This window comes from Pseudorhodoferax aquiterrae, from assembly GCF_014652235.1.
GTDB classification, from domain to species: Bacteria; Pseudomonadota; Gammaproteobacteria; order Burkholderiales; family Burkholderiaceae_C; genus Pseudorhodoferax; species Pseudorhodoferax aquiterrae.
The window spans coordinates 146,632-167,099 of sequence record NZ_BMYK01000008.1 but is presented as its reverse complement, the minus strand read 5'-3'; the positions used below and the strand labels follow the sequence as shown (position 1 = coordinate 167,099).

The following is a 20,468-nucleotide window of genomic DNA, read 5'->3' as shown; positions in this document are numbered from 1 at the left end:
ATACCCGCACACGCCGCACACGCCGCACACGCCGCACACGCCGCACACGCCGCACACGCCGCACACGCCGCACACGTCCCCCGCGCGCGCCTTCAACCGCTCAGAAGCTTTCCCACTCACCCTCTTCGCTCTTGGCCGGGGCCTTGGCGGCAGGCAGTGCCCGGGGCGCTGCGGCGGCGACCGGCCTGGGCTTCGCCGCCGTCGGTGCGGCGGCGGGCTTCGCGGCCACGCGCGGCGCCGGCGCAGCGGCGGGGCGCGGGGGCGCCGCCGGGGCCGGGGCACGGACGGGTGCCGGCACGGCACCGTCGCGCAGCCGGAACACCGCCATGGCCTGCACCAGCTGCGCGGCCTGGTGGCGCAGGCTGTCGGCCGCCGCGGCGGACTGCTCGACCAGGGCCGCGTTCTTCTGCGTGGTCTGGTCCATCTCGGTGATGGCCTGGCCGATCTGCGCGACGCCCGAGCTCTGCTCGTTGCTGGCCGCGCTGATCTCGCCCACGATGTCGGTGACGCGGCGGATCGCGGCGACGACCTCTTCCATGGTGCTGCCGGCCTGGTCCACCAGCGTGGTGCCTTGCTGCACGCGCTCCACGCTGGCGCCGATCAGCGTCTTGATCTCGCGCGCCGCCTCGGCCGAGCGGCCGGCCAGGCTGCGCACCTCGCTGGCCACCACCGCGAAGCCGCGGCCCTGCTCGCCGGCGCGCGCCGCTTCCACGGCCGCGTTCAGTGCCAGGATGTTGGTCTGGAAGGCAATCGAGTCGATCACGCCGATGATGTCGGCGATGCGGTCCGAGCTTTCGTGGATCCCCTTCATGGTCTCGACCACGCGCGAAACCACCTCGCCGCCCTTGCTCGCGACCGACGAGGCATTGGCCGCCAGCGCGTTGGCCTGGCGCGCGTTGTCGGCGTTCTGGCGCACGGTGGAGCTCAGCTCTTCCATGGAGGCGGCCGTCTCCTCCAGCGCCGAGGCCTGCTGCTCGGTGCGGCCGGACAGGTCGTTGTTGCCCGCCGCGATCTCGCTGCTGGCCGTGGACACGCCTTCGGCGTTGCGCCGCACCTCGGAGACCACGCTGGCCAGCTGCTGCTGCATCTCCTTGAGCGCGGCCAGCAGGGTGGTGGCCTCGTCGCGGCCGTGCACCTGGATGTCTTCGGTCAGGTCGCCGGCCGCCACGCGGCGCGCCGTGCTGCCTGCCTGCGCGAGCGGGCCCGTGATGCTGCGCGTGAGCAGCCAGGCGAACAGGGCCACCAGCCCCAGCGCCACGATGGCGAAGCCGAGCAGGATGGACTGGCCCAGCGCGGCCTGCTCGGCGGTCTGACGCAGCGATGCGTCGTAGATCGCCTGCTGGCCTTCCTCGAAGCGCTGCAGCGCGGCGTCGTACTGGTCGGCCAGGGGGCGCAGCTGGCTGTTGAGCAGGGACGCCACATCCTCGCCGGCCTGGCGTCGCTTGATCAGGTCGGCACGTGGTCCGCGGTAGGCCTCGCGCCGCTTGTTGATCTCGGCGATCAGGGCCTTTTCCTCGGGCGTCACGGCGAGCTGGCCGATGCGCTCGCTGACCTCGGAGATGCGCTTGGAGGTGCGGTCCATCTGCGCCGTCCAGGCCGGGATGCGGCCCACGTCGGACTCGAGCAGCGTGGACTGGGTGCGGACCCAGTTCATCTCGATGTTCTGCCGCCAGCGCTCGGCCAGGCGCAGCTTCTCGCTGTCGTACGTGCCCAGGCGCTGGGCGTCGGCGGCGGTTTCCTGCAACCGCCAATAGCCGACGGCGGCGCTGACGGCGATGATCAGCAGCAGGATGCTGAAGGCCAATGTCAGGCGGGCGCCGATGCGCAGCTGGCGCAGCGCGTTCATGCGGCACCTCCGGCTGCGATGGACTGCTCGCCCCAGGTCCGGACACGTACTTCTTCTTGGTGCACAACAAGCCTCCCGAGAGCCTACGGTGCGCCGATTATGGGCATTCGCCCGCTAACCGGGGGTACTCGCTTGCCCCAGCTGTACGAAAGCTGAGCGAAAGAACAACACTCGGGAAAAGCCCTCTACTCGCCGGCCTGTGCCAGCGCACTGCTCGCGGGCCAGCCGAACAACTGGTGCAGGGCCGCGCGGTATTGCGCCTGGCCGCGCACGATGGTGTTGTGGTGCGTGCCCCCGTCCACCACGACGAAGGCCTTGGGCTCCTGCGCGGCCTCGTACAGGCGCCGGCCCAGGTCCGGCTTGATCAGGCTGTCGTCCGAGCCGTGCACCACCAGCAGCGGGGCCCCGATGTGGGGCACCTTGCGGATGGACTCCATGCGTTGCGTGATGAGCCAGCCGATCGGCAGCCAGCCCCACTTCATGCTGGCCGCCACCTCGGGGATGGAAGTGAAGGTGCCTTCGACGAGCACGCCGCGCTCGTCCTTGACCTTGGAGGCCAGGTCGATCGCGATGGCGCCGCCCAGCGAGTGGCCGAAGATGTAGCGCGGCCGGTCGGGGTAGCGCGCGGCCAGCCAGTCCCAGGCGGCGCGGGCGTCCTCGAAGGCGCGGTCCTCGGAGGGCAGCTCGGTGGTGCTCTTGCCGAAGCCGCGGTAGTCGATCGCCAGCACCGAGAAGCCCAGCTGCTGCATGGCGCGCATGCGCGGCGCAGAGCCCTGCACGTTCCAGCGCGCGCCGTGCAGGTACAGCAGGATGGGCGCCTGCGCGGGGTCGGTGTGCAGCGCGGCTTCGTTCTCCAGCCACAGGCCGTGCAGCCGCACGGGCTCCCTGGAGACCTTGGAGTCGAAGCCGATCCAGACCTCCTCCATGCCCTCGGCACTGGCGGCGCTGCCGCCCCAGGCGCGGTCGCCGGGCTGGAAGATCCAGTCGCGCTGGCGTTCGTCGAGCAGGCTGCAACCCGTGACCGCACCCAGGGACAGGGTCGAGCACAGCAGGGCGATCAAGGATAAGCGGCGCATGGCAGGCACAGACTTCGGAAGTGCGGCGTAAGTTCAATCCTACGCAGCGCAAGCACGATCAGGGCCAGGCCGGGCGACCGTTCAGCGCCCGCGCAGGAACAGCTGGTCGAGTTCGCGCACGCTGATCTGGCGCCAGGTCGGCCGGCCGTGGTTGCACTGGTCGGAGCGCTCGGTGGCCTCCATCTGGCGCAGCAGGCCGTTCATTTCCTCCAGCGTGAGCCGGCGGTTGGCGCGCACCGCGCCATGGCAGGCCATGGTGGCGAGCAGTTCGTTGCGGGCCCGCTCGACCACGCCGCTGGCCTCGTGCTGGGCCAGTTCCGCCAGCACGCTGCGCGCCAGCGCCACGGCATCGCCCTGGGCCAGGCTGGCGGGCACGGCGCGCACCGCCAGCGTGCGCGCCGAGAACGGCGCCACGTCCAGGCCCAGCTGGGCCAGCGTGTCGGCATGGGCCTCGGCAGCCGCCAGTTCGGTCGGCGTGGCCGCGAAGGTGGCCGGGATCAGCAGCGGCTGGCTGGCCATGGCCGCATCGTCGGCCTGCGCCTTGAGCCGCTCGTACACGATGCGCTCGTGCGCGGCATGCATGTCCACCACCACCAGACCCTGCTGGTTCTCGGCCAGGATGTAGATGCCTTGCAGCTGGGCCAGGGCGCGGCCGAGCGGCCAGGCCGGCGCCTCGTCCGGTGCGGGCGTGGCGCGCGGCTGCGGGACGGGGGCTTCTGCCCGGGCCAGCGCAGCGGGTGGCGGCTCGGGCAGCGTGGCGACCGCGCTGTCGGCCGCCTCCTGCCAGCGCGGCATGGGTTCGGCGACGGCCGGCACCGGAGCCGGGCTCCAGGGCGTGAAGCCCGCCGCGGGCGCTGCCACGGGCTCGGCGAAGGCCATGGCGGGCTGGCGCCAGGCCGGCATCGGCACCGGCGCGGGTGCCGCCACGCCGGGCAATGGCGCTTGCGGCGCCGGCTGGGCCAGCGCGGCGCGCGGTGCGGCCAGCGCCTGGTCGACGGCGCGGCGCACGGCCTGGTGCACCTCGCGGCTGTCGCGAAAGCGCACCTCGATCTTGGTCGGGTGCACGTTCACGTCCACGCGCGTAGGGTCCATGTCCACGTAGAGCGCGTAGACCGGCTGGCGCTGGCCGTGCAGCACGTCCTCGTAGGCGCTGCGCGCGCCGTGCGCGAGCACCTTGTCGCGCACGAAGCGGCCGTTGACGTAGGCGAACTGGTGGTCGCCGCGCGCGCGCGCCGCGTCCGGGATGCCGGCGCGGCCGCGCACGCGGATCAGCGGCCCGCCGCCCTCGCTTTGCGCGCTGCTGCACCAGTCCACCCGCACCGAGCGCTCGCAGAACTCCTCGCCCAGCACGTCGGCCAGGCGCTGGTCCATGCCGCCATCGTCGCCGTCGGTCGCGGCGCGCCACTGCTCGACCAGCTTGCCTTCGTGCCAGATCGCGAAGCCCACGTCGGGCCGCGCCAGCGCGTGGCGGCGCACGGCCTCGATGCAGTGGGCCAGCTCGGTCGCATCGGTCTTGAGGAACTTGCGCCGCGCCGGCGTGCTGAAGAACAGCTCCTTGACCTCCACCGTGGTGCCGACGGCGCGCGCGATGGGCTTCATCTCGCCGGTGCGCCCGTCCAGCAGCATGGCGTGCGGCTGCTCGGCCGTGCGCGAGGCGATCGCCATGTCGGACACCGAGTTGATGGCCGCCAGCGCCTCGCCGCGAAAGCCCATGGTGGCCACGCTCTCGAGCTCCTGCAGGTTGCCGATCTTGCTGGTGGCATGGCGCTTGAGCGCCAGCGGCAGGTCGGCCACGGGGATGCCGATGCCGTCATCCTCCACGGCGATCAGGCGCACACCACCGGCCAGCAGGCGCAGCACGATCTGGCGCGCGCCGGCGTCGAGGGCGTTGTCGACGAGTTCGCGCACCACCGAGGCCGGACGCTCGACCACCTCGCCGGCGGCGATCTGGCTGATCAGCTCGTCGGGCAGCTCGCGGATCTGGCGGCGTTCGGTCATTTCAGGGCCGCCCGGCCGCCCGAAGGCGCTGAAGCGCTCCCTTGGGAGGCAGCGAGACACGAAGTGATGCGCGTGGGGGCTTTCATTGCAGCGCTTGGCCGCAAGCGGCGCATTGGGTGTCGGTCGCGCGCACGTTGGTGCCGCAGGCCGGACAGGTGGCGGGTGGCTTGGGCGGCTCGGTCGGCTGCGCGGCATTGGCGGCTGCGGCGCGCGCGCGCTCGGCCACGCGCTGGGCGCGGGCCTGGGCCTGCTCCTGCATGCCGCGGGCCTTGTCGACGGCGTAGGCCAGGTGGGCGTCCACATGGGCCTGCTCGGCCGCCAGGTCCAGGCCGTCCAGCGCGCGCAGGTAGACGCTGCTCACACCGCGCAGGTACACCAGGCCCGGCAGCGTGCAGGCGGCTGCGAACAGCACGCCGCTGCCGAAGCCGGCCGCCGCGGCATGCGCGCCACCGCTTCCCATGCCGAAGCTGCCCATGTCCATGTTGCCCAGGATGGGGGCGGAGATGCCGGCCGTGATGGCCACGCCGCCGAACAGGATGGTGCCGATCAACAGGCCGATCAGCACCGCGATGAAGGACACCACCAGCATCAGCAGCAGCACCATGCCGAGCCGGCGCCGCGCGATGGCGATCAGCTGGCTCACGCACTCCATGGCCGTGGCGCCGTTCCACACCGAGGGCGCCGACAGCGGGAACACCACCATGGGCAGCGCGAACAGCGCCACGCCCGTCAACACCACCGCCACCGGGAACACGAAGGCGTACAGCAGCGGCCCGAGCAGCGGCAGCTTGCACAGGAACACCACCACCATCAGCGCCAGCACGCCGGCCAGGTACAGGCCCGCGATCCACAGGTAGACCAGCAGCAGGCGGTGCGAGTGCGTCAGCGAATGCGAGACGGCCTCGACGATGGAGCGCGAACGCACGCCGTGCGCCTCGTCCATCAGCATCACGCCGGCGGCATTGACGCCGTAGAACAGCACGGCATAGGCCGCCACCGCGAACAGCGCGACGAAGAAGTAGCTGACGCTGGCCAGCAGCGTGCCGAGGCCCATGACCATGGCGCCCGCGACCAGCGTGACCAGCAGCAGCACAAGGGCGCGCCAGTTGCGCATGGCGTCGATGCTGTCGACGAGGCTGCTGCTGTCCTTGATCTGTTGGGAAAGCACGGGCGGGGTACTCCTGAGGTTGGCTGCGGCGCGGCCGGCTAGTTGCCGACCAGACCCTGTTCGATCTCGCGCCGGCGCTGCTCGCGGGCCTCATTTTCCAGGCGGACGCAGGTCAGGTGCCGGCGGAACTCCGACTTGAAGCATTGCATGCCGATGCACAGCGAACGCGCGAGCCCGTTGCTGCTGTCGGCACAGACCGATTCCGGGCTCGGCGCCGCGGGCGGGGCGGCGGCCTGGCGCGGCGGGGGCGATGGCGGCGGTGGTGGCCGGGGCGCGGGGGGCGCAGTGTAGACGGTGGCGAGCTCGGCGGGCGGCGCGGCAGCCGCGGAGGCGGCGCTGGCCGCCGGCTCGGGCGGCTTGACGGCCGCGGGCGCCGGCTGGGGGCGTTGCGGGGCAGGGGCCTGCGCCGGCTCGGACGCGGGTGGCGCCGGTGGCGCTACGCTCGGTGCCTCCACCGGAGCGGGCGGCTTGTCGGAAGCCGGGGGCGGCGGATCGGTCAGGAACTCCTCGACGGGGGCGGCGGCCGGCGCCGGGGGAGCGGTGACCGGCGGCGGCGCTGCCCCGCGCTGCCACCACAGCACCGCGGCCACGAGCACCAGCACGAGCAGCAGCAACGGCAGGACCGGGCGGTGGCGCGCTGCCGCCGGTGCAGGCGCGGTCCGGGCCGCCGCCGCGGCCGGCACGCCCTGCGGCATACCGGGCTGCCGGTCGGGTTGGACCAGCCGGGGTGCGAGGGCGGGCTCGGCGGGCCTGGCCAAGGACTTGCCGCAACGGCGGCAAAAGCGCGCGCCGGCCCGGTTGGGTTTGCCGCAGGCCAGGCAGGCCAGGGCTGGCGTGGCCGTTGCGGCCGGCGCCGTCGGCGCACGTGCGGCGGCGCCGGCCGCCGGCGTGGCCGGATCCAGAGGGGTAGCGCACTTCCTGCAGAACCTGGCGATGGGCCGGTTCCCGGTGCCGCATGCGGGGCAGGTCTTGGACAAAGGAAAACAGCGGGGTGGACGGGGCCGTGGTGCGCCGGCTGCGGCCGGCTGGCGCCAGGGCGGGCCGATGCTAGCAAATGCGCTGCGCGGGCAATTCCCTGGCCGCGCGGGCCTGTCACGGGCCCGGTGGGGACGGGCCGCCATAATGCCGCCGCATGGAACTGGCGAGCTTTCTGATCGACTTCATCTTGCACGTGGACGTGCACCTGGAGACCTTCGTGCGCAACTACGGCACCTGGGTCTATGCGCTGCTGTTCCTGATCGTGTTCGTGGAGACCGGCGTCGTGGTGATGCCCTTCCTGCCGGGCGACTCACTGCTGTTCGTGGTGGGGGCACTGTGCGGCCTGGGCCTCATGAGCCTGCCGCTGGCGATGGCGGTGCTGGTGGTGGCCGCGGTCCTGGGTGACCAGTGCAACTACAGCATCGGCCGCTATTTCGGGCCCAAGGTGTTCCAGTGGGAAGACTCGCGCTTTTTCAACAAGAAGGCCTTCGACCAGGCCCATGCCTTCTACGAGCGCTATGGCGGCGTGACCATCATCCTGGCGCGCTTCATGCCGTTCATCCGCACCTTCGCCCCCTTCGTGGCCGGCGTGGCCGAGATGGGCCGCACCAAGTTCACCGCCTACAACGTGGCCGGCGCGCTGATCTGGGTGCTGGGCATCTGCACGGCGGGCTATTTCCTGGGCGGCCTGCCCTGGGTCAAGGCCAACCTGGACAAGATCATCTGGGCGATGATCTTCATCCCCGGTTTGATCGCCATCTACGGCGCCTGGAAGGCCAAGCGCCAGGCCGAGCGCGACGCCGCCGGCGCGGCCACGTCCTGAACACGGCTTGTCACGCCCGGCGCTTTCGCACTGGGCCATGATGCGGGTTTCTTCCTCAGGAGCTTCGCATGTCCCTGTTCTCCGGTTCCCGCCTTCCCGCCATCGCCGTAGCGGGCGCTTGTGCCATTGCGCTGGGTGTGCTGCTGGCGCCCAGCGCGCAATCGCAGATCCGCGCCAATCCCAGCTACCAGCCCGTCGGCGTGTCGTCGAGCGGCAACGGCAGCACCGCCTGGTTCCACGACCCTGCGACCGGGCGGGCCATCGCCTGCCATATGGCGAGCGGCGCGATCCAGTGCCAGTCGGCCAAGTTGCCGGAAGGGTCCTGAAACGGCGAAGGGCCCCGCAGGGCCCTTCCGATCAGGCGACCGCGCCTCAGCGGCCCTGGTCGCGCCGCTTGCCGACCTCGTTGCCGACCAGCGCGCCGGCTGCGGCGCCGCCCACGGTGCCCAGCGTGCTGCCGAACACGGCATTGCCGACGACGCCGCCGGCCACGGCGCCGACGCCGGTGCCGACCTGCGCACTGGTGGGGTTGGAGGCGCAGCCCGTCAGGCCGATGACCGATGCCGCGGTGACTGCCAGGATGGTCTTGATCATGGGGATACCTCGTCTCTTGCTGTTGCGATGCCAGGCTTCATGGGCCTGTAGGACCACTGTAGGAACGGCACCGGCCCGCGCCTGTAGGCCAGGGCCGGCGCGGCGTGTGGGGCCGCGCCAGATCAGACGGTGCGGCTGCGCGCCAGCGGCGGGTTCTTGGCGAAGTAGCCGCGGATGCCGCGCATGATCGCGTCCGCCAGCTCGTCCTGGTAGGCCTCGCTGCGCAGCTTGGCCTCTTCCTCGGGGTTGCTGATGAAGGCCGTCTCCACGAGCACGCTCGGGATGTCCGGTGCCTTGAGCACCGCGAAGCCGGCCTGCTCCACGCGCGGCTTGTGCAGCCGGGCCATGCCGCCGATCTCGCCGAGCACGGCGCTGCCCAGCTTCAGGCTGTCGTTGATCTGGGCCGTGGTGCTCATGTCCAGCAGCATGCGCTGCACATGCTGGTCCTTGGCCTGCACGTTGACGCCGCCGATCAGGTCGGCCTGGTTCTCCTTGTCGGCCAGCCAGCGCGCGGCCGTGCTGGTGGCGCCGCGCTGGCTCAGCGCGAACACGCTGGCGCCGCGCGCGGCCGGCGTCGTGAAGGCGTCGGCATGGATGCTGATGAACAGGTCGGCCTGCACATTGCGCGCCTTCTGCACGCGCGTCTGCAGCGGCACGAAGAAGTCGGCGTCGCGCGTGAGGAAGGCGCGCATCGGGTTGCCGTTGACGCTGGCCGCGTTGATGCGCTCGCGCAGCTTGTGCGCCACGCGCAGCACGATGTCCTTCTCGCGCGTGCCCTTGGGGCCGATCGCGCCGGGGTCCTCGCCGCCATGGCCGGGGTCCAGCGCGACGATGATGAGGCGGTCGGTGCGGCTGGGCGGCGCAGGCGTCGGCTTGGCCGGCCGCGGTGGCGCCTTCTCGGGCGCGGCGGCCAGCGTGCCGTGCGGCAGTTCGGGCGAGGGGGGGCGTGCCGTGCTGTCCGGGCCGGGCAGGGGCTTGACTTGCCCCGGCGGCGGCGACTCGCGCAGCTCCGGGCCGGCAGCGGGCGTGCCGCTGGTCCCCGGGCCGGTGTGGCGCGCGATCAGGTCGTCCAGCGGGTCGGCCGCGGGCGCCTTGCCCGCCTGCACGTCGCGCAGCCGCTCGTCGATCAGCGCCTGCAGCGGGTCTTCCTTCTCGGCCGGGTACAGGTCCAGCACCAGGCGGTTCTGGTAGGCCGCCACGGGCTTCAAGGTGAACACCTGCGGCACGGCGGCGCGCTTCAAGTCGATCACGAGGCGCACCACGCCGGGCTGGTTCTGGCCGACGCGGATGCGTTCGATGTTGGGATCGTCGGGCCGCACGCGGCCCACGAGTTCGCGCAGCGCGGCATCCAGGTCGATGCCTTCGATGTCCACCGCCAGGCGCGGCGGGTCGGCCACGAAGATCTGCTTGGTGGTCAAAGGCACGTCGGACTCGATGGTCACGCGCGAGTAGTCGGGCGCGGGCCAGACGCGCACGGCGACGATGCCAGCGCCGCGCGCAGCATGGGTCACGCCCAGCAGCAGCACCAGCGCGCCGTGGCCGAGCAGGCGGCGGCGTTTCATGTCGGCGCCGCCCGGCGGCCCGAAGGCGCCGATGCGCCCCCTCGGGGGGCAGCGATACGCGCAGCGATGAGCGTGGGGGTCATTTGAGGTTCTCCAGGAGCCCGCGGCCGCGCGGCGTGCGGGCCGTGACGTGCACGTCGCGGCCCTCGTCGGCCCGTGCGGTGATCGTGATGGCGAGGTCCGCTGGCGGCAGCAGCGCGCCGGCCTTCTCGGGCCATTCGGCCAGCTTGAGGCCGGGGCTGGCAAAGATGTCGCGAAAGCCCGCGTCTTCCCATTCGCGCGGATCGTCGAAGCGGTAGAAATCGAAGTGCCAGATCGCCAGCGGGGGCTGGCGGTCGTCCACCACATGTGGCTCCACCACGGCATAGGTCGGGCTCTTGATGCGGCCTTGCACGCCCAGCGCGCGCAGCAGATGGCGCACCAGCGTGGTCTTGCCTGCGCCCAGGTCGCCATGCAGCGTGACGAAGGCCTCCCGCGTGTCCGGTTGCGCGGCCAGGCGCGCGGCGAAGGCGGCCGTCGCGGCTTCGTCGGGCCAGTGCAACACCAGGGAGACGGGGAGGGGGGACGTCTGCGCACCAGCCGCTGGGGAGGGTGCGGTTTCTACAATCGGCGGGTGACGGCTGCTGTGGTTCAGATCGATGCTCTCCGGCTGGTGTCCCGTATCAGGGAATGGGCCAGCGCGCTCGGATTCTCCCAAATCGGCATCGCCCCTGTGGATTTGTCGTCGGCCGAACCGGGTTTTGCGGCCTGGCTCGCGGCCGGTTTCCACGGTGAGATGGACTACATGGCCCGCCACGGCATGAAGCGGGCGCGCCCGGCCGAGCTCGTGGAGGGCACGCTCAGCGTGCTGACCGCGCGCATGGATTACCTGCCGCAGGACACGCCGGACGACTGGCAGGCCGCCGAGCTCGCGCGGCTGGCGCGGCCCGGCGAGGCCATCGTCTCGGTCTATGCGCGGGGCCGCGACTACCACAAGGTGCTGCGCGCGCGGCTGCAGAAGCTGGCCGAGCGCATCGCCGAGGCAGTGGGCCCGCTGGGCTTTCGCGTGTTCGCCGATTCAGCGCCCGTGCTCGAGGCCGAACTCGCCGCGCGCAGCGGCCAGGGCTGGCGCGGCAAGCACACGCTGGTGCTGAACCGCGAGGGCGGCTCCATGTTCTTCCTGGGCGAGATCTACCTGGACATCGCGCTGCCGCAGAGCGCGCCGGTCAGCGCCCACTGCGGCCAGTGCCAGGCCTGCATCGCCATCTGCCCCACGGGCGCCATCGTCGGGCCGCAGCGCGTGGACGCGCGGCGCTGCATCTCCTACCTGACCATCGAACACCCAGGGCCGATTCCGCTGCCGCTGCGCCACTTGCTGGCCAACCGCATCTACGGTTGCGACGACTGCCAGCTGGCCTGCCCCTGGAACAAGTTCGCGCAGCGCTCGCCGCTGCCTGACTTCGATGCACGCGAGGGCCTGGCCGGCAGCACGCTGGCCGCGCTGTTCGGCTGGAGCGAGGACGAGTTCCTGCGCCGCACCGAAGGCAGCGCGATCCGCCGCATCGGCCACGCGCGCTGGTTGCGCAACATCGCGGTGGCGCTGGGCAATGCGCTGCGGCAGGTACCGGCCGAGGAACGGGCACCGCTGCGCGCCGCGTTGCACACGCGCGCAGAACACGCCAGCGCACTCGTGCGCGAACACGTCGCCTGGGCTTTGGCTCAAGGCTGAGCGGGCGCCTGTGCCTGCCGGAACGCGCCCGGCGCCATGCCGGTCCATTGCCGGAACGCGCGCGCGAAGCTCTTCTCGTTACGAAAGCCCACGGACAGCGCGATCTGCTTGACCGAGCGCTGGGTGCGGCGCAACTGCTCCACGGCCTGCTCGTGGCGCACCTGGTCCTTGAGGCCCTGCAGCGACAGGCCCTCGGCCTGCAGCTGGCGGTGCAGCGTGCGGGTGGACACATGCAGCAGGCCGGCCAGCGCATCGGCCGTGCCGGCGTCGCTGCGCGTGCGCAGCAGCTCGCGCACGCGCTGGCCCAGCAGCCGGTCGCGCCGGTACTGCAGCACCGTCAGCGGCAAGGCGCGCCGCAGCATGGTGCGCAGCGCGCGCTCGTCGCGCACCAGCGGCAGGCCGAGATAGGCCGCGTCGAAACGGTACCCGGCCTCGCGCGCGCCGAAGCGGATCGCGCCGCCGAACATCAGCGGGTAGGCATCGGCATGGTCGGGCGCGGGGAAGGGGAAGCTGGCCTCCTGCAGCGAGACGCGCGAGTCGATGGCCCAGCTCGCATAGCCGTGCACGAAGCGCAGACAGGACACCAGGCAGAACTCGCGCAGCGCCCCGAGCGCGCGCCGCTCCTCGATCCACAGCCGCGCGCTGCCGCCCTCGACCTCGAGGTGCAGCAGCACGTCGTCGACCAGCAGCCGGTGGTGGCGGCACCAGCGCGCCAGCGCCACGCCGAGGTTGGGCGAGGTCAGCGAGGCACGGCACAGCATGCCGTAACTGCCCCAGGGCAGGCGCCGGCCGAACCAGCCCAGGGCTTCGTCGTCCAGTTCCTGCATGGCGTGGGCGTTGAGCGCCTCGAACTGCGCGGCGGTCACGCGCGCGCCGCCTTGCTGCAGCTCGCGCGGCGCGATCTGTGCCGCGCGCAGGGCCGCGGAGGGATCCCGGCCGTAGCGTGCATAGGCCTGCACGATGGCTTGGACGAAGGCCATCGGTGTGGCGGCGCGGGCGGGCGGCGAGGCGAGGGGGGAGGGCATGGCGGCGGCAAGCGGAGCGTGGCGCAATCTGCAACCATTGTGGCGTCAAATGCCCGGCAGGCCGGCGTAAGCTGTCGCGCTGCGACCGCAACCCCTTCAGGAGACTGCCCCCATGCCCGCTTCCCCCACTTCTCAGTTGCCCGGCCTCGACTTCGACCTGGGCGAGACCATCGATTCCCTGCGCGACGCGATCGCCGATTTCTGCGCCGCCGAGATCGCGCCACGCGCGGCGGCCATCGACCGCGACAACCAGTTCCCCAAGGACTTGTGGGCCAAGCTCGGCAGCCTGGGCCTGCACGGCATGACGGTCAAGGAGGAGTACGGCGGCACCGAGCTGGGCTATCTGGCCCACATCGTGGCCATGGAGGAGGTCTCGCGCGCCTCGGCGTCGGTGGGCCTGTCCTACGGCGCGCACTCCAACCTGTGCGTGAACCAGATCCACCGCAACGGCAGCGCCGCGCAGAAGGCCAAGTATTTGCCCAAGCTCGTCAGCGGCGAGCACGTGGGCGCGCTGGCCATGAGCGAGCCGGGCGCCGGCTCCGACGTGGTCAGCATGAAGCTCAAGGCCGAGAAGAAGGACGGCTACTACGTGCTCAACGGCGGCAAGATGTGGATCACCAACGGCGGCGATGCCGACACGCTGGTGATCTACGCCAAGACCGAGCCCGAGATGGGCGCGCGCGGCATGACGGCCTTCATCGTCGAGAAGGGCTTCAAGGGCTTCTCGGCCGGCACCAAGCTCGACAAGCTGGGCATGCGCGGTTCCAACACCTTCCCGCTGTTCTTCGACAACTGCGAGGTGCCCGAGGAGAACGTGCTGGGCGGCGAGGGCATGGGCGCCAAGGTGCTCATGAGCGGGCTGGACTACGAGCGCGCCGTGCTGTCGGGCGGCCCGCTGGGCATCATGGCCGCCTGCATGGACGCCGTGATCCCCTACGTGCACGAGCGCAAGCAGTTCGGCCAGAGCATCGGCGAATTCCAGCTGATGCAGGGCAAGATCGCCGACATGTACAGCACCTGGCAGGCCACGCGCGCTTACGTCTATGCCGTGGGCAAGGCCTGCGACCGGCAGGACCATGCGCGCAGCTTCCGCAAGGATGCGGCCGGCGCCATCCTCTACTCGGCCGAGAAGGCCACCTGGATGGCCGGCGAGGCGATCCAGGCGCTGGGCGGCGTGGGCTACACCAAGGATTTCCCGGTCGAGCGGCTGTGGCGCGACGCCAAGCTCTACGAGATCGGCGCGGGCACGAGCGAGATCCGCCGCATGCTGATCGGCCGCGAGCTGTTCTCCGAGACCGCCTGACCATGGACAGCTACGCCAAGGGCGCGACCGCGCCCGCGCTGATCGAGCAGACGATCGGCGACTGCTTCGACGCCATGGCCGTACGCCAGCCCGATGCGCTGGCCCTGGTCAGCCGCCACGAAGGCGTGCGCATGAGCTACGGCGAACTGCAGGCAGGCGCCCACCGCCTGGCCAGCGCGTTGCTGCGCTCGGGCCTGCTGCCCGGCGACCGCATCGGCATCTGGTCGCACAACAACAGCGCCTGGCTGCTCATGCAGCTGGCCACGGCCAAGGCGGGCCTCGTGCTCGTCAACATCAACCCGGCCTACCGCACGGCCGAGCTCGAGTACGCGCTGAACAAGGTCGGCTGCCGCGCCATCGTGGCCATGGCGCGCTTCAAGACCAGCGACTACCTCGGCATGTTGCGCGAGCTGGACGGCAAGCTGCCCCAGCTCGAGCGCGTCTACTGGATCGACCGGACTGGCGAAGGTGCGGAAGAGCCCGGCATGACGCGCTTCTCGGCGCTGCTGGCGTCGGGCGAGGAGGCCGACCCGCGCGTTGCCGAGGTGCAGCGGAGCCTCAAGAACACGGACCCGATCAACATCCAGTTCACGAGCGGCACCACGGGCTTCCCCAAGGGTGCGACGCTGACCCACCGCAACATCCTCAACAACGGCTTCTTCATCGGCGAGTGCATGAAGCTCTCGCCCTCTGACCGCCTGTGCATCCCGGTGCCGCTGTACCACTGCTTCGGCATGGTGCTCGGCAACCTGGCCTGCCTCACGCACGGCAGCGCCATCGTCTATCCCAACGACGGTTTCGATCCGCTCACGGTGCTCGAGGCCGTGCAGGCCGAGCGCTGCACCGGCCTGCACGGCGTGCCCACCATGTTCATCGCCGAGCTGGACCATCCGCGCTTCGCCGAGTTCGATCTGTCCTCGCTGCGCACCGGCATCATGGCCGGCTCGCCCTGCCCGATCGAGGTCATGAAGCGCGTGGTCGAGCAGATGCACCTGTCGCAGATCACGATCGCCTACGGCATGACCGAGACCAGCCCGGTCAGCTGCCAGAGTTCGACCGATACGCCGCTGGCCAAGCGCGTGTCCACGGTCGGGCAGGTGCAGCCGCACCTGGAAGTCAAGATCGTCGACCCGTCCAGCGGCGCCCTGGTGCCGCGCGGCCAGTCCGGCGAGCTCTGCACGCGCGGCTACTCGGTCATGCACGGTTACTGGGGCGACGCCGAGAAGACGCGCGAGGCCATCGACGCCCAAGGCTGGATGCACACCGGCGACCTCGCGACCATGGACGAAGAGGGCTACGTCAACATCGTCGGCCGCATCAAGGACATGGTGATCCGCGGCGGCGAGAACATCTACCCGCGCGAGATCGAGGAGTTCCTGTACCGCCATCCCCAGGTGCAGGACGTGCAGGTGGTCGGCCTGCCCGACAGCCGCTACGGCGAGGAGCTCTGCGCCTGGATCATCCCCAAGCCCGGCCAGGTGCTGACCGAGGCGTCCGTGCGCGAATTCTGCAAGGGCCGGATTGCGCACTACAAGGTGCCGCGCTACATCCGCTTCGTGGCTGCGTTCCCGATGACGGTGACGGGCAAGATCCAGAAGTTCCGGATCCGCGAGCTCATGAGCGAGGAGCTGAGCCTGCGCGCCGACCAGACCGCCTGACGCTCAAGGCGCCAGCGGCCGCAGGATGCCCAGTGCATAGGGCAGGCTCATCATGCCGGCCAGCGTGGACAGCGTGACGAGCCCGGCCACGTAGGGCCCGTTGTAGCCCATGCGCGCGGCCAGCACATAGCAGCTCGAGGCCGTGGGCAGAGCCGAGAAGATCAGCAGCACCGTGGCCTGCACGGGCGGCAACTTGAGCAGCAGCACCAGGCCCAGGCCCACGACGGGCAGCAGCAGGTGGCGGATGGCCAGCAGGCCCAGCCCCAGGGCCTTGGCCCGCGCGAGCGGCCCGAACTGCATGCCGGCTCCGGCGGCCATCAGGCCCATGGCCACCGAGGACGCGCCGATGCGCGTGGCCGTGGGTTCGATCCACTCCGGAATGCGCAGGCCCGCCAGGTTGGCCGCCAGGCCGGTGCCCGTGGCCACGATCAGCGGATTGCGCAGCAGCTCGCGCCCGAAGTTCGCGCTGGCGCCGCGCGCCATGGGCCACACGGCCGCGATGTTGAAAATCGGCACGCAGACCGCGATCAGCACGGCCATGGCCAGCGCGCCCGGCGCGCCGGCCAGCCGCTCGGCCAGCGGCAGCGCGATGAAGGAGTTGAAGCGGAACGCGATCTGCGCGGCACCTGCGTGCTCGCGCCGCTCCACGTACCGCGCCAGGCCGGGCCAGTAGGGCAGGCTGTAGGACAGCGCGATGCCGCAAGCGGCCAGTGCCAGCCCGCCCAGGATCAGGTCCGAGGTGGCGACGAAGTCGATGCGCGAGCGCAGCACCGACTGGAACAGCAGCACCGGGAACAGCACGTAGTAGACGAGCTTCTCGACCTGGACCCAGACCTCGCGGTTCATGGGCGTGTAGCGGCACAACAGGAAGCCGATCAGGATCAGCGAGAAATCGGGCAGCAGCAGTTGTGCGTAGTTCACGGGTCGGGTCGCACAGCGGCGCGGGTCGGCACCCGAGAATACCAGCGCCACGCAAGGGCATGCCCGGGGGCGGCGGGCGCAGGGCGACTCCTATAATTTTTCGGGGCCGGCCACGAGCCGGCCACCTGCCACCGATCCACCCTCAGCGGAGAACTTCCCCGATGCAACGCCGTTCCGTTTTCACCCTGGCCCTGCTGGCCGCCGCCAGCTCAGCCTTCGCCCAGTCCTATCCGAACAAGCCGGTCAAGCTGGTCGTGCCGTTCGCGCCGGGCGGCACCACGGACATCATCGCGCGCGTCATCGCCGACCCGCTGGGCAAGGCGCTGGGCCAGCCCGTCGTGGTGGACAACAAGAGCGGCGGCGGCGGCATCATCGGTGCCTCCGAGACGGCGCGTTCGCCGGCCGATGGCTACTCGCTGGGCGTGGCCACGGTGTCGACCACGGCGGCCAACCCGGCCATCAACCCGAAGACGCCGTACAACCCGCTGACGGACTTCACGCCCATCATCAACATTGCGGCCACGCCCAACATCATCGCGGTGAATCCCTCGTTCCCGGCCAAGGACTACAAGGCCTATGTGGCCGAGCTCAAGAAGTCGCCGGGCAAGTACTCGTACTCCTCCTCCGGCACGGGCGGCATCGGCCACCTGCAGATGGAACTGTACAAGAACATGGCGGGCGTGTTCGTCACGCACATTCCCTACCGCGGCGCGGGCCCGGCGCTGAACGACACCGTCGCCGGCCAGGTGCCCATGATCTTCGACAACCTGCCGTCCACGCTGCCCTTCGTGCAGAGCAAGCGGCTGGTGCCCATCGTCGTGGCGGCGCCGCAGCGCGTGGCTGCGCTGCCCGACGTGCCCACGTTCAAGGAAGTCGGCCTGGAGCCCGTGAACCGCATGGCCTACTACGGCATCGTCGGTCCCAAGGGCCTGCCCAAGGAAGTGGTGGACAAGATCAACGCCGGCGTGCGCAAGGCGCTGGAAGACCCGGCCGTGCGCAAGCGCATCGAGGACACGGGCTCGCTGATCATCGGCAACTCGCCCGAGGAGTTCGCGGCGCAGATCAAGGCCGAGTTCGACGTCTACAAGAAGGTCGTGGAAACCTCCAAGCTGACGCTGGAGTGAGCGCGCCGCCCTCGGCGGTGCTGAACCAGAGCCAGGCCCGCATCGACGCCTTCGTCGATGCGCTCTGGCTGGAGCAGGGCCTCGCGCGCAACACGCTGGCCGCCTACCGGCGCGACCTGGCACTCTATGCGCAATGGCTGGCCGGCCGCGGCAGTGCGCTGGACGCCACGCGCGAGAGCGACCTGCAGGCCTACTTCGCGGCCCGCCACGCGGGCACCAAGGCCACCACGGCGAACCGCCGGCTCACCGTCTTCAAACGCTACTTCCGCTGGGCCCTGCGCGAGCGTGCGGTGCAGACCGATCCCACGCTCAAGCTGCAGTCCGCGCGCCAGCCGCTGCGCGTGCCCAAGACCATGAGCGAGGCCCAGGTCGAGGCCTTGCTGGCCGCGCCCGACGTGCAGACGCCGCTGGGCGTGCGCGACCGCGCCATGCTCGAGCTGCTCTACGCGAGCGGTCTGCGGGTGAGCGAACTCGTGGGCCTCAAGACCTTTCAGATCGGCCTCAACGAAGGTGTGCTGCGCGTGACCGGCAAGGGCAACAAGGAGCGGCTGGTGCCGTTCGGCGAAGTGGCGCAGGAGTGGCTGGAGCGCTACCTCGAGGAGGCGCGGCCAGCGCTGCTGGATGGACGCCAGAGCGAAGACCTCTTCGTGACCACGCGCGGCGCCCAGGCCGGCAGCGCCATGTCCCGCGTGATGTTCTGGGGCCTGGTCAAGCGCCATGCGCTGGCCGCGGGCATCACGGTGGCACCGTCGCCCCACACGCTGCGCCATGCCTTCGCCACGCACCTGCTGAACCACGGCGCCGACCTGCGCGCGGTGCAGATGCTGCTGGGCCACGCCGACATCTCCACCACCACGATCTACACCCACGTGGCGCGCGAGCGGCTGCACGCGCTGCACGCGCGGCACCACCCGCGCGGCTGAGCGACCTCAGGTCGCGGCGAGGGCGCGCTGCGCCGGCTGCTGCACGGCAGCCGCAGCGTCGGCGGGAAGCTGGAACACGCCGACCGCATCCACCATGCGCCCGACCTGGGCGTTCAGGCTGTCGGCCGCCGCGGCGGACTGCTCGACCAGCGCGGCGTTCTGCTGCGTGACCTGGTCGAGCTGGTTCACCGCACCGCTGACCTGGCCGATGCCGGTGGTCTGCTCGTGGCTGGCGGCGCTGATCTCGGCGATCAGGTCGGCCACGCGCTTGACCTGCTTGACGATGTCACCCATGGCCGCACCGGCCGCGTCGGCCTGGGTGGTGCCGACCTCGGCCATCTTCACGCTCTCGCCGATCAGGCTCTTGATCTCCTTGGCGGCCTGGGCCGAACGGCCGGCCAGGCTGCGCACCTCGGTGGCCACGACGGCGAAGCCGCGGCCCTGGTCGCCCGCACGTGCCGCCTCCACGGCGGCGTTGAGCGCCAGGATGTTGGTCTGGAAGGCGATGCCGTCGATCAGGCCGATGATCTCGCTGACCTTGCGCGAGCCGCCCGAGATGGCGTCCATGGTGCCGACCACCTGGCCGACCACGGCGCCGCCTTGCTCGGCCGCCGCCGCGGCCGCGGTGGCCAGCTGCGCAGCCTGGCGCGCCGTCTCGGCGTTGGACTGCACGGTGGAGCCGATCTGCTCCATCGAGGCCGCGGTCTGCTGCAAATTGCTGGCCTGCTCCTCGGTGCGCTGGCTCAGGTCCTGGTTGCCCGCCGCGATCTCGCCGGCGCCGGTGGCGATCGAATCGCTGCTGTGGCGCACGGTGGAGACGACGCGGATCAGGTTGTCGTTCATGTCGCGCAGTGCGGCCAGCAGCTGGCCGGTTTCGTCCTTGCCGCGGACCTCGATGCGCGAGGTCAGGTCGCCAGCCGAGACGGTCCGGGCGATGCGCACGGCTTCGGAGATCGGCACCGTGATGCTGCGCGTGATCCACCAGGCCGCGACGAGGCCCAGCGCCACGCCCGCGGCGCACAGCGCCAGCATCAGCGTGCGGGCACGGGCGTAGGCCGTCTGCGCCTCTTCCGCCGCGTCGTTGTTGGCTTTCTCCTCGGAGTCGGACAGCTCGCCCAGCGCCTCATACCAGGCCTGCATCGGCCCATCGACCTGGGTGCCGAGGAAGCGGGCCGCCTCGTCGGTCATGTCCGTGCGGCCCAGTTCGACCACCTTGCTGACGAGCGGCGCGGCCGCGGTCTTGAGCTTGGCGACCTTGGCGAAGAGTTCCTTCTCGTGTTCCGAGGTGTCCGGCCGCTCGAACATCACGGCCAGTTCCTTCTCGGCCGCCTCGTAGCGCTGGCGGGCCTGGGTGATGCCCTCGATGGCGACGCGCTTGCGCACGCCGTCGTACAGCACGATGTCGCGGCTGCGCTGCGCCACCTGGCTCACGGCGCCGCGCATGGCGCCGGCCAGGCTGGACGCCTTGTTGTTGACCGACACGATGTCGTCCAGCCGGTCCTGGACCTGGGCCATGGACACCAGCCCGAGGACGGCGACGCCCACCAGCAACACCACCACCAGGCCGAAGCCGAAGGCCAGGCGCGTGCCGAGTTTGAGGTTCTTCAGGGCGTTCATGCAGTCTCCGTCATGGTCGAGAGGGTCTTTCCGTCGTTGAGGGGAAGGCACGCGGTCCCGCATGGCTGGGGTGCGTGGCGATGTGCGCGGCCGAATGTAGGCGCATGCGGCCGCTGGGCAGCCGCGCAGGCAGTCCATTCGGCG

The 20,468-nt window shown here is 71.0% G+C and carries 18 protein-coding genes and 1 pseudogene; 7 read left to right on the top strand and 12 right to left on the bottom strand.

The window, feature by feature from the left end; genetic code table 11:
• Positions 1–100 precede the first annotated feature (100 nt).
• The 6 genes and pseudogenes from IE209_RS15395 to IE209_RS34430 all read right to left on the bottom strand — a co-directional run.
• Positions 101–1,846: a methyl-accepting chemotaxis protein gene (locus tag IE209_RS15395; RefSeq protein ID WP_189687834.1), complete on the bottom strand. Its 1,746-nt coding sequence runs from the start codon at positions 1,844–1,846 to the stop codon at positions 101–103.
• 185 nt (positions 1,847–2,031) lie between these two features.
• Positions 2,032–2,922: an alpha/beta hydrolase gene (locus IE209_RS15390; RefSeq protein WP_189687833.1), complete on the bottom strand. Its 891-nt coding sequence runs from the start codon at positions 2,920–2,922 to the stop codon at positions 2,032–2,034.
• 81 nt (positions 2,923–3,003) lie between these two features.
• Positions 3,004–4,920 carry a DNA mismatch repair endonuclease MutL gene (gene mutL, locus IE209_RS15385; protein ID WP_189687832.1) on the bottom strand — a complete coding sequence of 639 codons (1,917 nt, stop codon included), beginning with the start codon at positions 4,918–4,920 and terminating at the stop codon, positions 3,004–3,006.
• Positions 4,921–5,002: 82 nt separating this feature from the next.
• The gene (locus IE209_RS15380; RefSeq protein ID WP_189687831.1) at positions 5,003–6,088 is read right to left on the bottom strand and encodes a zinc ribbon domain-containing protein; all 1,086 of its coding nucleotides are present in this window, start codon (positions 6,086–6,088) and stop codon (positions 5,003–5,005) included.
• A gap of 38 nt (positions 6,089–6,126) precedes the next feature.
• Positions 6,127–6,846: a hypothetical protein gene (locus IE209_RS15375; RefSeq protein ID WP_229882870.1), complete on the bottom strand. Its 720-nt coding sequence runs from the start codon at positions 6,844–6,846 to the stop codon at positions 6,127–6,129.
• Positions 6,847–6,864: 18 nt separating this feature from the next.
• A pseudogene (locus IE209_RS34430) lies at positions 6,865–7,209 on the bottom strand (DUF7577 domain-containing protein); the annotation flags it as partial.
• Between the two features lie 11 nt (positions 7,210–7,220).
• Here IE209_RS34430 and IE209_RS15370 point away from each other — a divergent pair.
• A complete protein-coding gene (locus IE209_RS15370; protein ID WP_189687829.1) occupies positions 7,221–7,889 on the top strand; it encodes a DedA family protein in 669 nt (222 codons plus the stop codon).
• Positions 7,890–7,957: 68 nt separating this feature from the next.
• The gene (locus IE209_RS15365; RefSeq protein ID WP_189687828.1) at positions 7,958–8,215 is read left to right on the top strand and encodes a hypothetical protein; all 258 of its coding nucleotides are present in this window, start codon (positions 7,958–7,960) and stop codon (positions 8,213–8,215) included.
• Between the two features lie 46 nt (positions 8,216–8,261).
• On the opposite strand, the gene IE209_RS15360 is transcribed toward IE209_RS15365, so the two are convergent.
• The 3 genes from IE209_RS15360 to tsaE all read right to left on the bottom strand — a co-directional run bounded on the left by IE209_RS15360 (position 8,262) and on the right by tsaE (position 10,679).
• The gene (locus tag IE209_RS15360; RefSeq protein ID WP_189687827.1) at positions 8,262–8,483 is read right to left on the bottom strand and encodes a YMGG-like glycine zipper-containing protein; all 222 of its coding nucleotides are present in this window, start codon (positions 8,481–8,483) and stop codon (positions 8,262–8,264) included.
• A gap of 122 nt (positions 8,484–8,605) precedes the next feature.
• Positions 8,606–10,045 carry an N-acetylmuramoyl-L-alanine amidase gene (locus tag IE209_RS15355; protein ID WP_189687826.1) on the bottom strand — a complete coding sequence of 480 codons (1,440 nt, stop codon included), beginning with the start codon at positions 10,043–10,045 and terminating at the stop codon, positions 8,606–8,608.
• A gap of 79 nt (positions 10,046–10,124) precedes the next feature.
• Positions 10,125–10,679 carry a tRNA (adenosine(37)-N6)-threonylcarbamoyltransferase complex ATPase subunit type 1 TsaE gene (gene tsaE, locus IE209_RS15350; protein ID WP_373305352.1) on the bottom strand — a complete coding sequence of 185 codons (555 nt, stop codon included), beginning with the start codon at positions 10,677–10,679 and terminating at the stop codon, positions 10,125–10,127.
• Positions 10,680–10,706: 27 nt separating this feature from the next.
• On the opposite strand from tsaE, the gene queG reads away from it, so the two are divergent.
• The gene (queG, locus tag IE209_RS15345; protein ID WP_229882877.1) at positions 10,707–11,753 is read left to right on the top strand and encodes a tRNA epoxyqueuosine(34) reductase QueG; all 1,047 of its coding nucleotides are present in this window, start codon (positions 10,707–10,709) and stop codon (positions 11,751–11,753) included.
• On the opposite strand, the gene IE209_RS15340 is transcribed toward queG, so the two are convergent.
• On the bottom strand, positions 11,744–12,778 hold the full coding sequence (locus IE209_RS15340) for an AraC family transcriptional regulator (RefSeq protein ID WP_229882869.1): 1,035 nt from the start codon (positions 12,776–12,778) through the stop codon (positions 11,744–11,746). The two genes, queG and IE209_RS15340, sit on opposite strands and share 10 nt — an antisense overlap.
• A gap of 112 nt (positions 12,779–12,890) precedes the next feature.
• On the opposite strand from IE209_RS15340, the gene IE209_RS15335 reads away from it, so the two are divergent.
• Both IE209_RS15335 and IE209_RS15330 read left to right on the top strand, forming a co-directional pair.
• Complete coding sequence (locus IE209_RS15335) at positions 12,891–14,081, top strand: isovaleryl-CoA dehydrogenase (protein ID WP_189687824.1); 1,191 nt, start codon at positions 12,891–12,893, stop codon at positions 14,079–14,081.
• Between the two features lie 2 nt (positions 14,082–14,083).
• Positions 14,084–15,739 carry an AMP-binding protein gene (locus tag IE209_RS15330; RefSeq protein WP_189687823.1) on the top strand — a complete coding sequence of 552 codons (1,656 nt, stop codon included), beginning with the start codon at positions 14,084–14,086 and terminating at the stop codon, positions 15,737–15,739.
• 3 nt (positions 15,740–15,742) lie between these two features.
• On the opposite strand, the gene IE209_RS15325 is transcribed toward IE209_RS15330, so the two are convergent.
• Complete coding sequence (locus tag IE209_RS15325) at positions 15,743–16,660, bottom strand: AEC family transporter (protein WP_189687822.1); 918 nt, start codon at positions 16,658–16,660, stop codon at positions 15,743–15,745.
• Positions 16,661–16,821: 161 nt separating this feature from the next.
• Here IE209_RS15325 and IE209_RS15320 point away from each other — a divergent pair, with 161 nt between their 5' ends.
• Both IE209_RS15320 and xerD read left to right on the top strand, forming a co-directional pair.
• A complete protein-coding gene (locus IE209_RS15320) occupies positions 16,822–17,784 on the top strand; it encodes a tripartite tricarboxylate transporter substrate binding protein BugE (RefSeq protein WP_189687821.1) in 963 nt (320 codons plus the stop codon).
• Positions 17,781–18,707: a site-specific tyrosine recombinase XerD gene (gene xerD / locus IE209_RS15315; protein ID WP_373305349.1), complete on the top strand. Its 927-nt coding sequence runs from the start codon at positions 17,781–17,783 to the stop codon at positions 18,705–18,707. Before IE209_RS15320 ends, xerD begins: the two co-directional genes overlap by 4 nt.
• Positions 18,708–18,713: 6 nt before the next feature.
• Here xerD and IE209_RS34210 read toward each other — a convergent pair whose 3' ends face one another.
• A complete protein-coding gene (locus IE209_RS34210) occupies positions 18,714–20,324 on the bottom strand; it encodes a methyl-accepting chemotaxis protein (RefSeq protein ID WP_268245964.1) in 1,611 nt (536 codons plus the stop codon).
• Positions 20,325–20,468 lie beyond the last annotated feature (144 nt).

What these genes read in the sequence shown, in the direction of transcription:
- IE209_RS15395 (WP_189687834.1), bottom strand. Translation starts at nt 1,846, where the DNA reads ATGAACGCGCTGCGCCAGCTGCGCATCGGCGCCCGCCTGACATTGGCC.
- IE209_RS15390 (WP_189687833.1), bottom strand. Translation starts at nt 2,922, where the DNA reads ATGCGCCGCTTATCCTTGATCGCCCTGCTGTGCTCGACCCTGTCCCTG.
- mutL (WP_189687832.1), bottom strand. Translation starts at nt 4,920, where the DNA reads ATGACCGAACGCCGCCAGATCCGCGAGCTGCCCGACGAGCTGATCAGC.
- IE209_RS15370 (WP_189687829.1), top strand. Translation starts at nt 7,221, where the DNA reads ATGGAACTGGCGAGCTTTCTGATCGACTTCATCTTGCACGTGGACGTG.
- IE209_RS15365 (WP_189687828.1), top strand. Translation starts at nt 7,958, where the DNA reads ATGTCCCTGTTCTCCGGTTCCCGCCTTCCCGCCATCGCCGTAGCGGGC.
- IE209_RS15360 (WP_189687827.1), bottom strand. Translation starts at nt 8,483, where the DNA reads ATGATCAAGACCATCCTGGCAGTCACCGCGGCATCGGTCATCGGCCTG.
- IE209_RS15355 (WP_189687826.1), bottom strand. Translation starts at nt 10,045, where the DNA reads ATGAAACGCCGCCGCCTGCTCGGCCACGGCGCGCTGGTGCTGCTGCTG.
- IE209_RS15340 (WP_229882869.1), bottom strand. Translation starts at nt 12,778, where the DNA reads ATGCCCTCCCCCCTCGCCTCGCCGCCCGCCCGCGCCGCCACACCGATG.
- IE209_RS15335 (WP_189687824.1), top strand. Translation starts at nt 12,891, where the DNA reads ATGCCCGCTTCCCCCACTTCTCAGTTGCCCGGCCTCGACTTCGACCTG.
- IE209_RS15330 (WP_189687823.1), top strand. Translation starts at nt 14,084, where the DNA reads ATGGACAGCTACGCCAAGGGCGCGACCGCGCCCGCGCTGATCGAGCAG.
- IE209_RS15320 (WP_189687821.1), top strand. Translation starts at nt 16,822, where the DNA reads ATGCAACGCCGTTCCGTTTTCACCCTGGCCCTGCTGGCCGCCGCCAGC.
- IE209_RS34210 (WP_268245964.1), bottom strand. Translation starts at nt 20,324, where the DNA reads ATGAACGCCCTGAAGAACCTCAAACTCGGCACGCGCCTGGCCTTCGGC.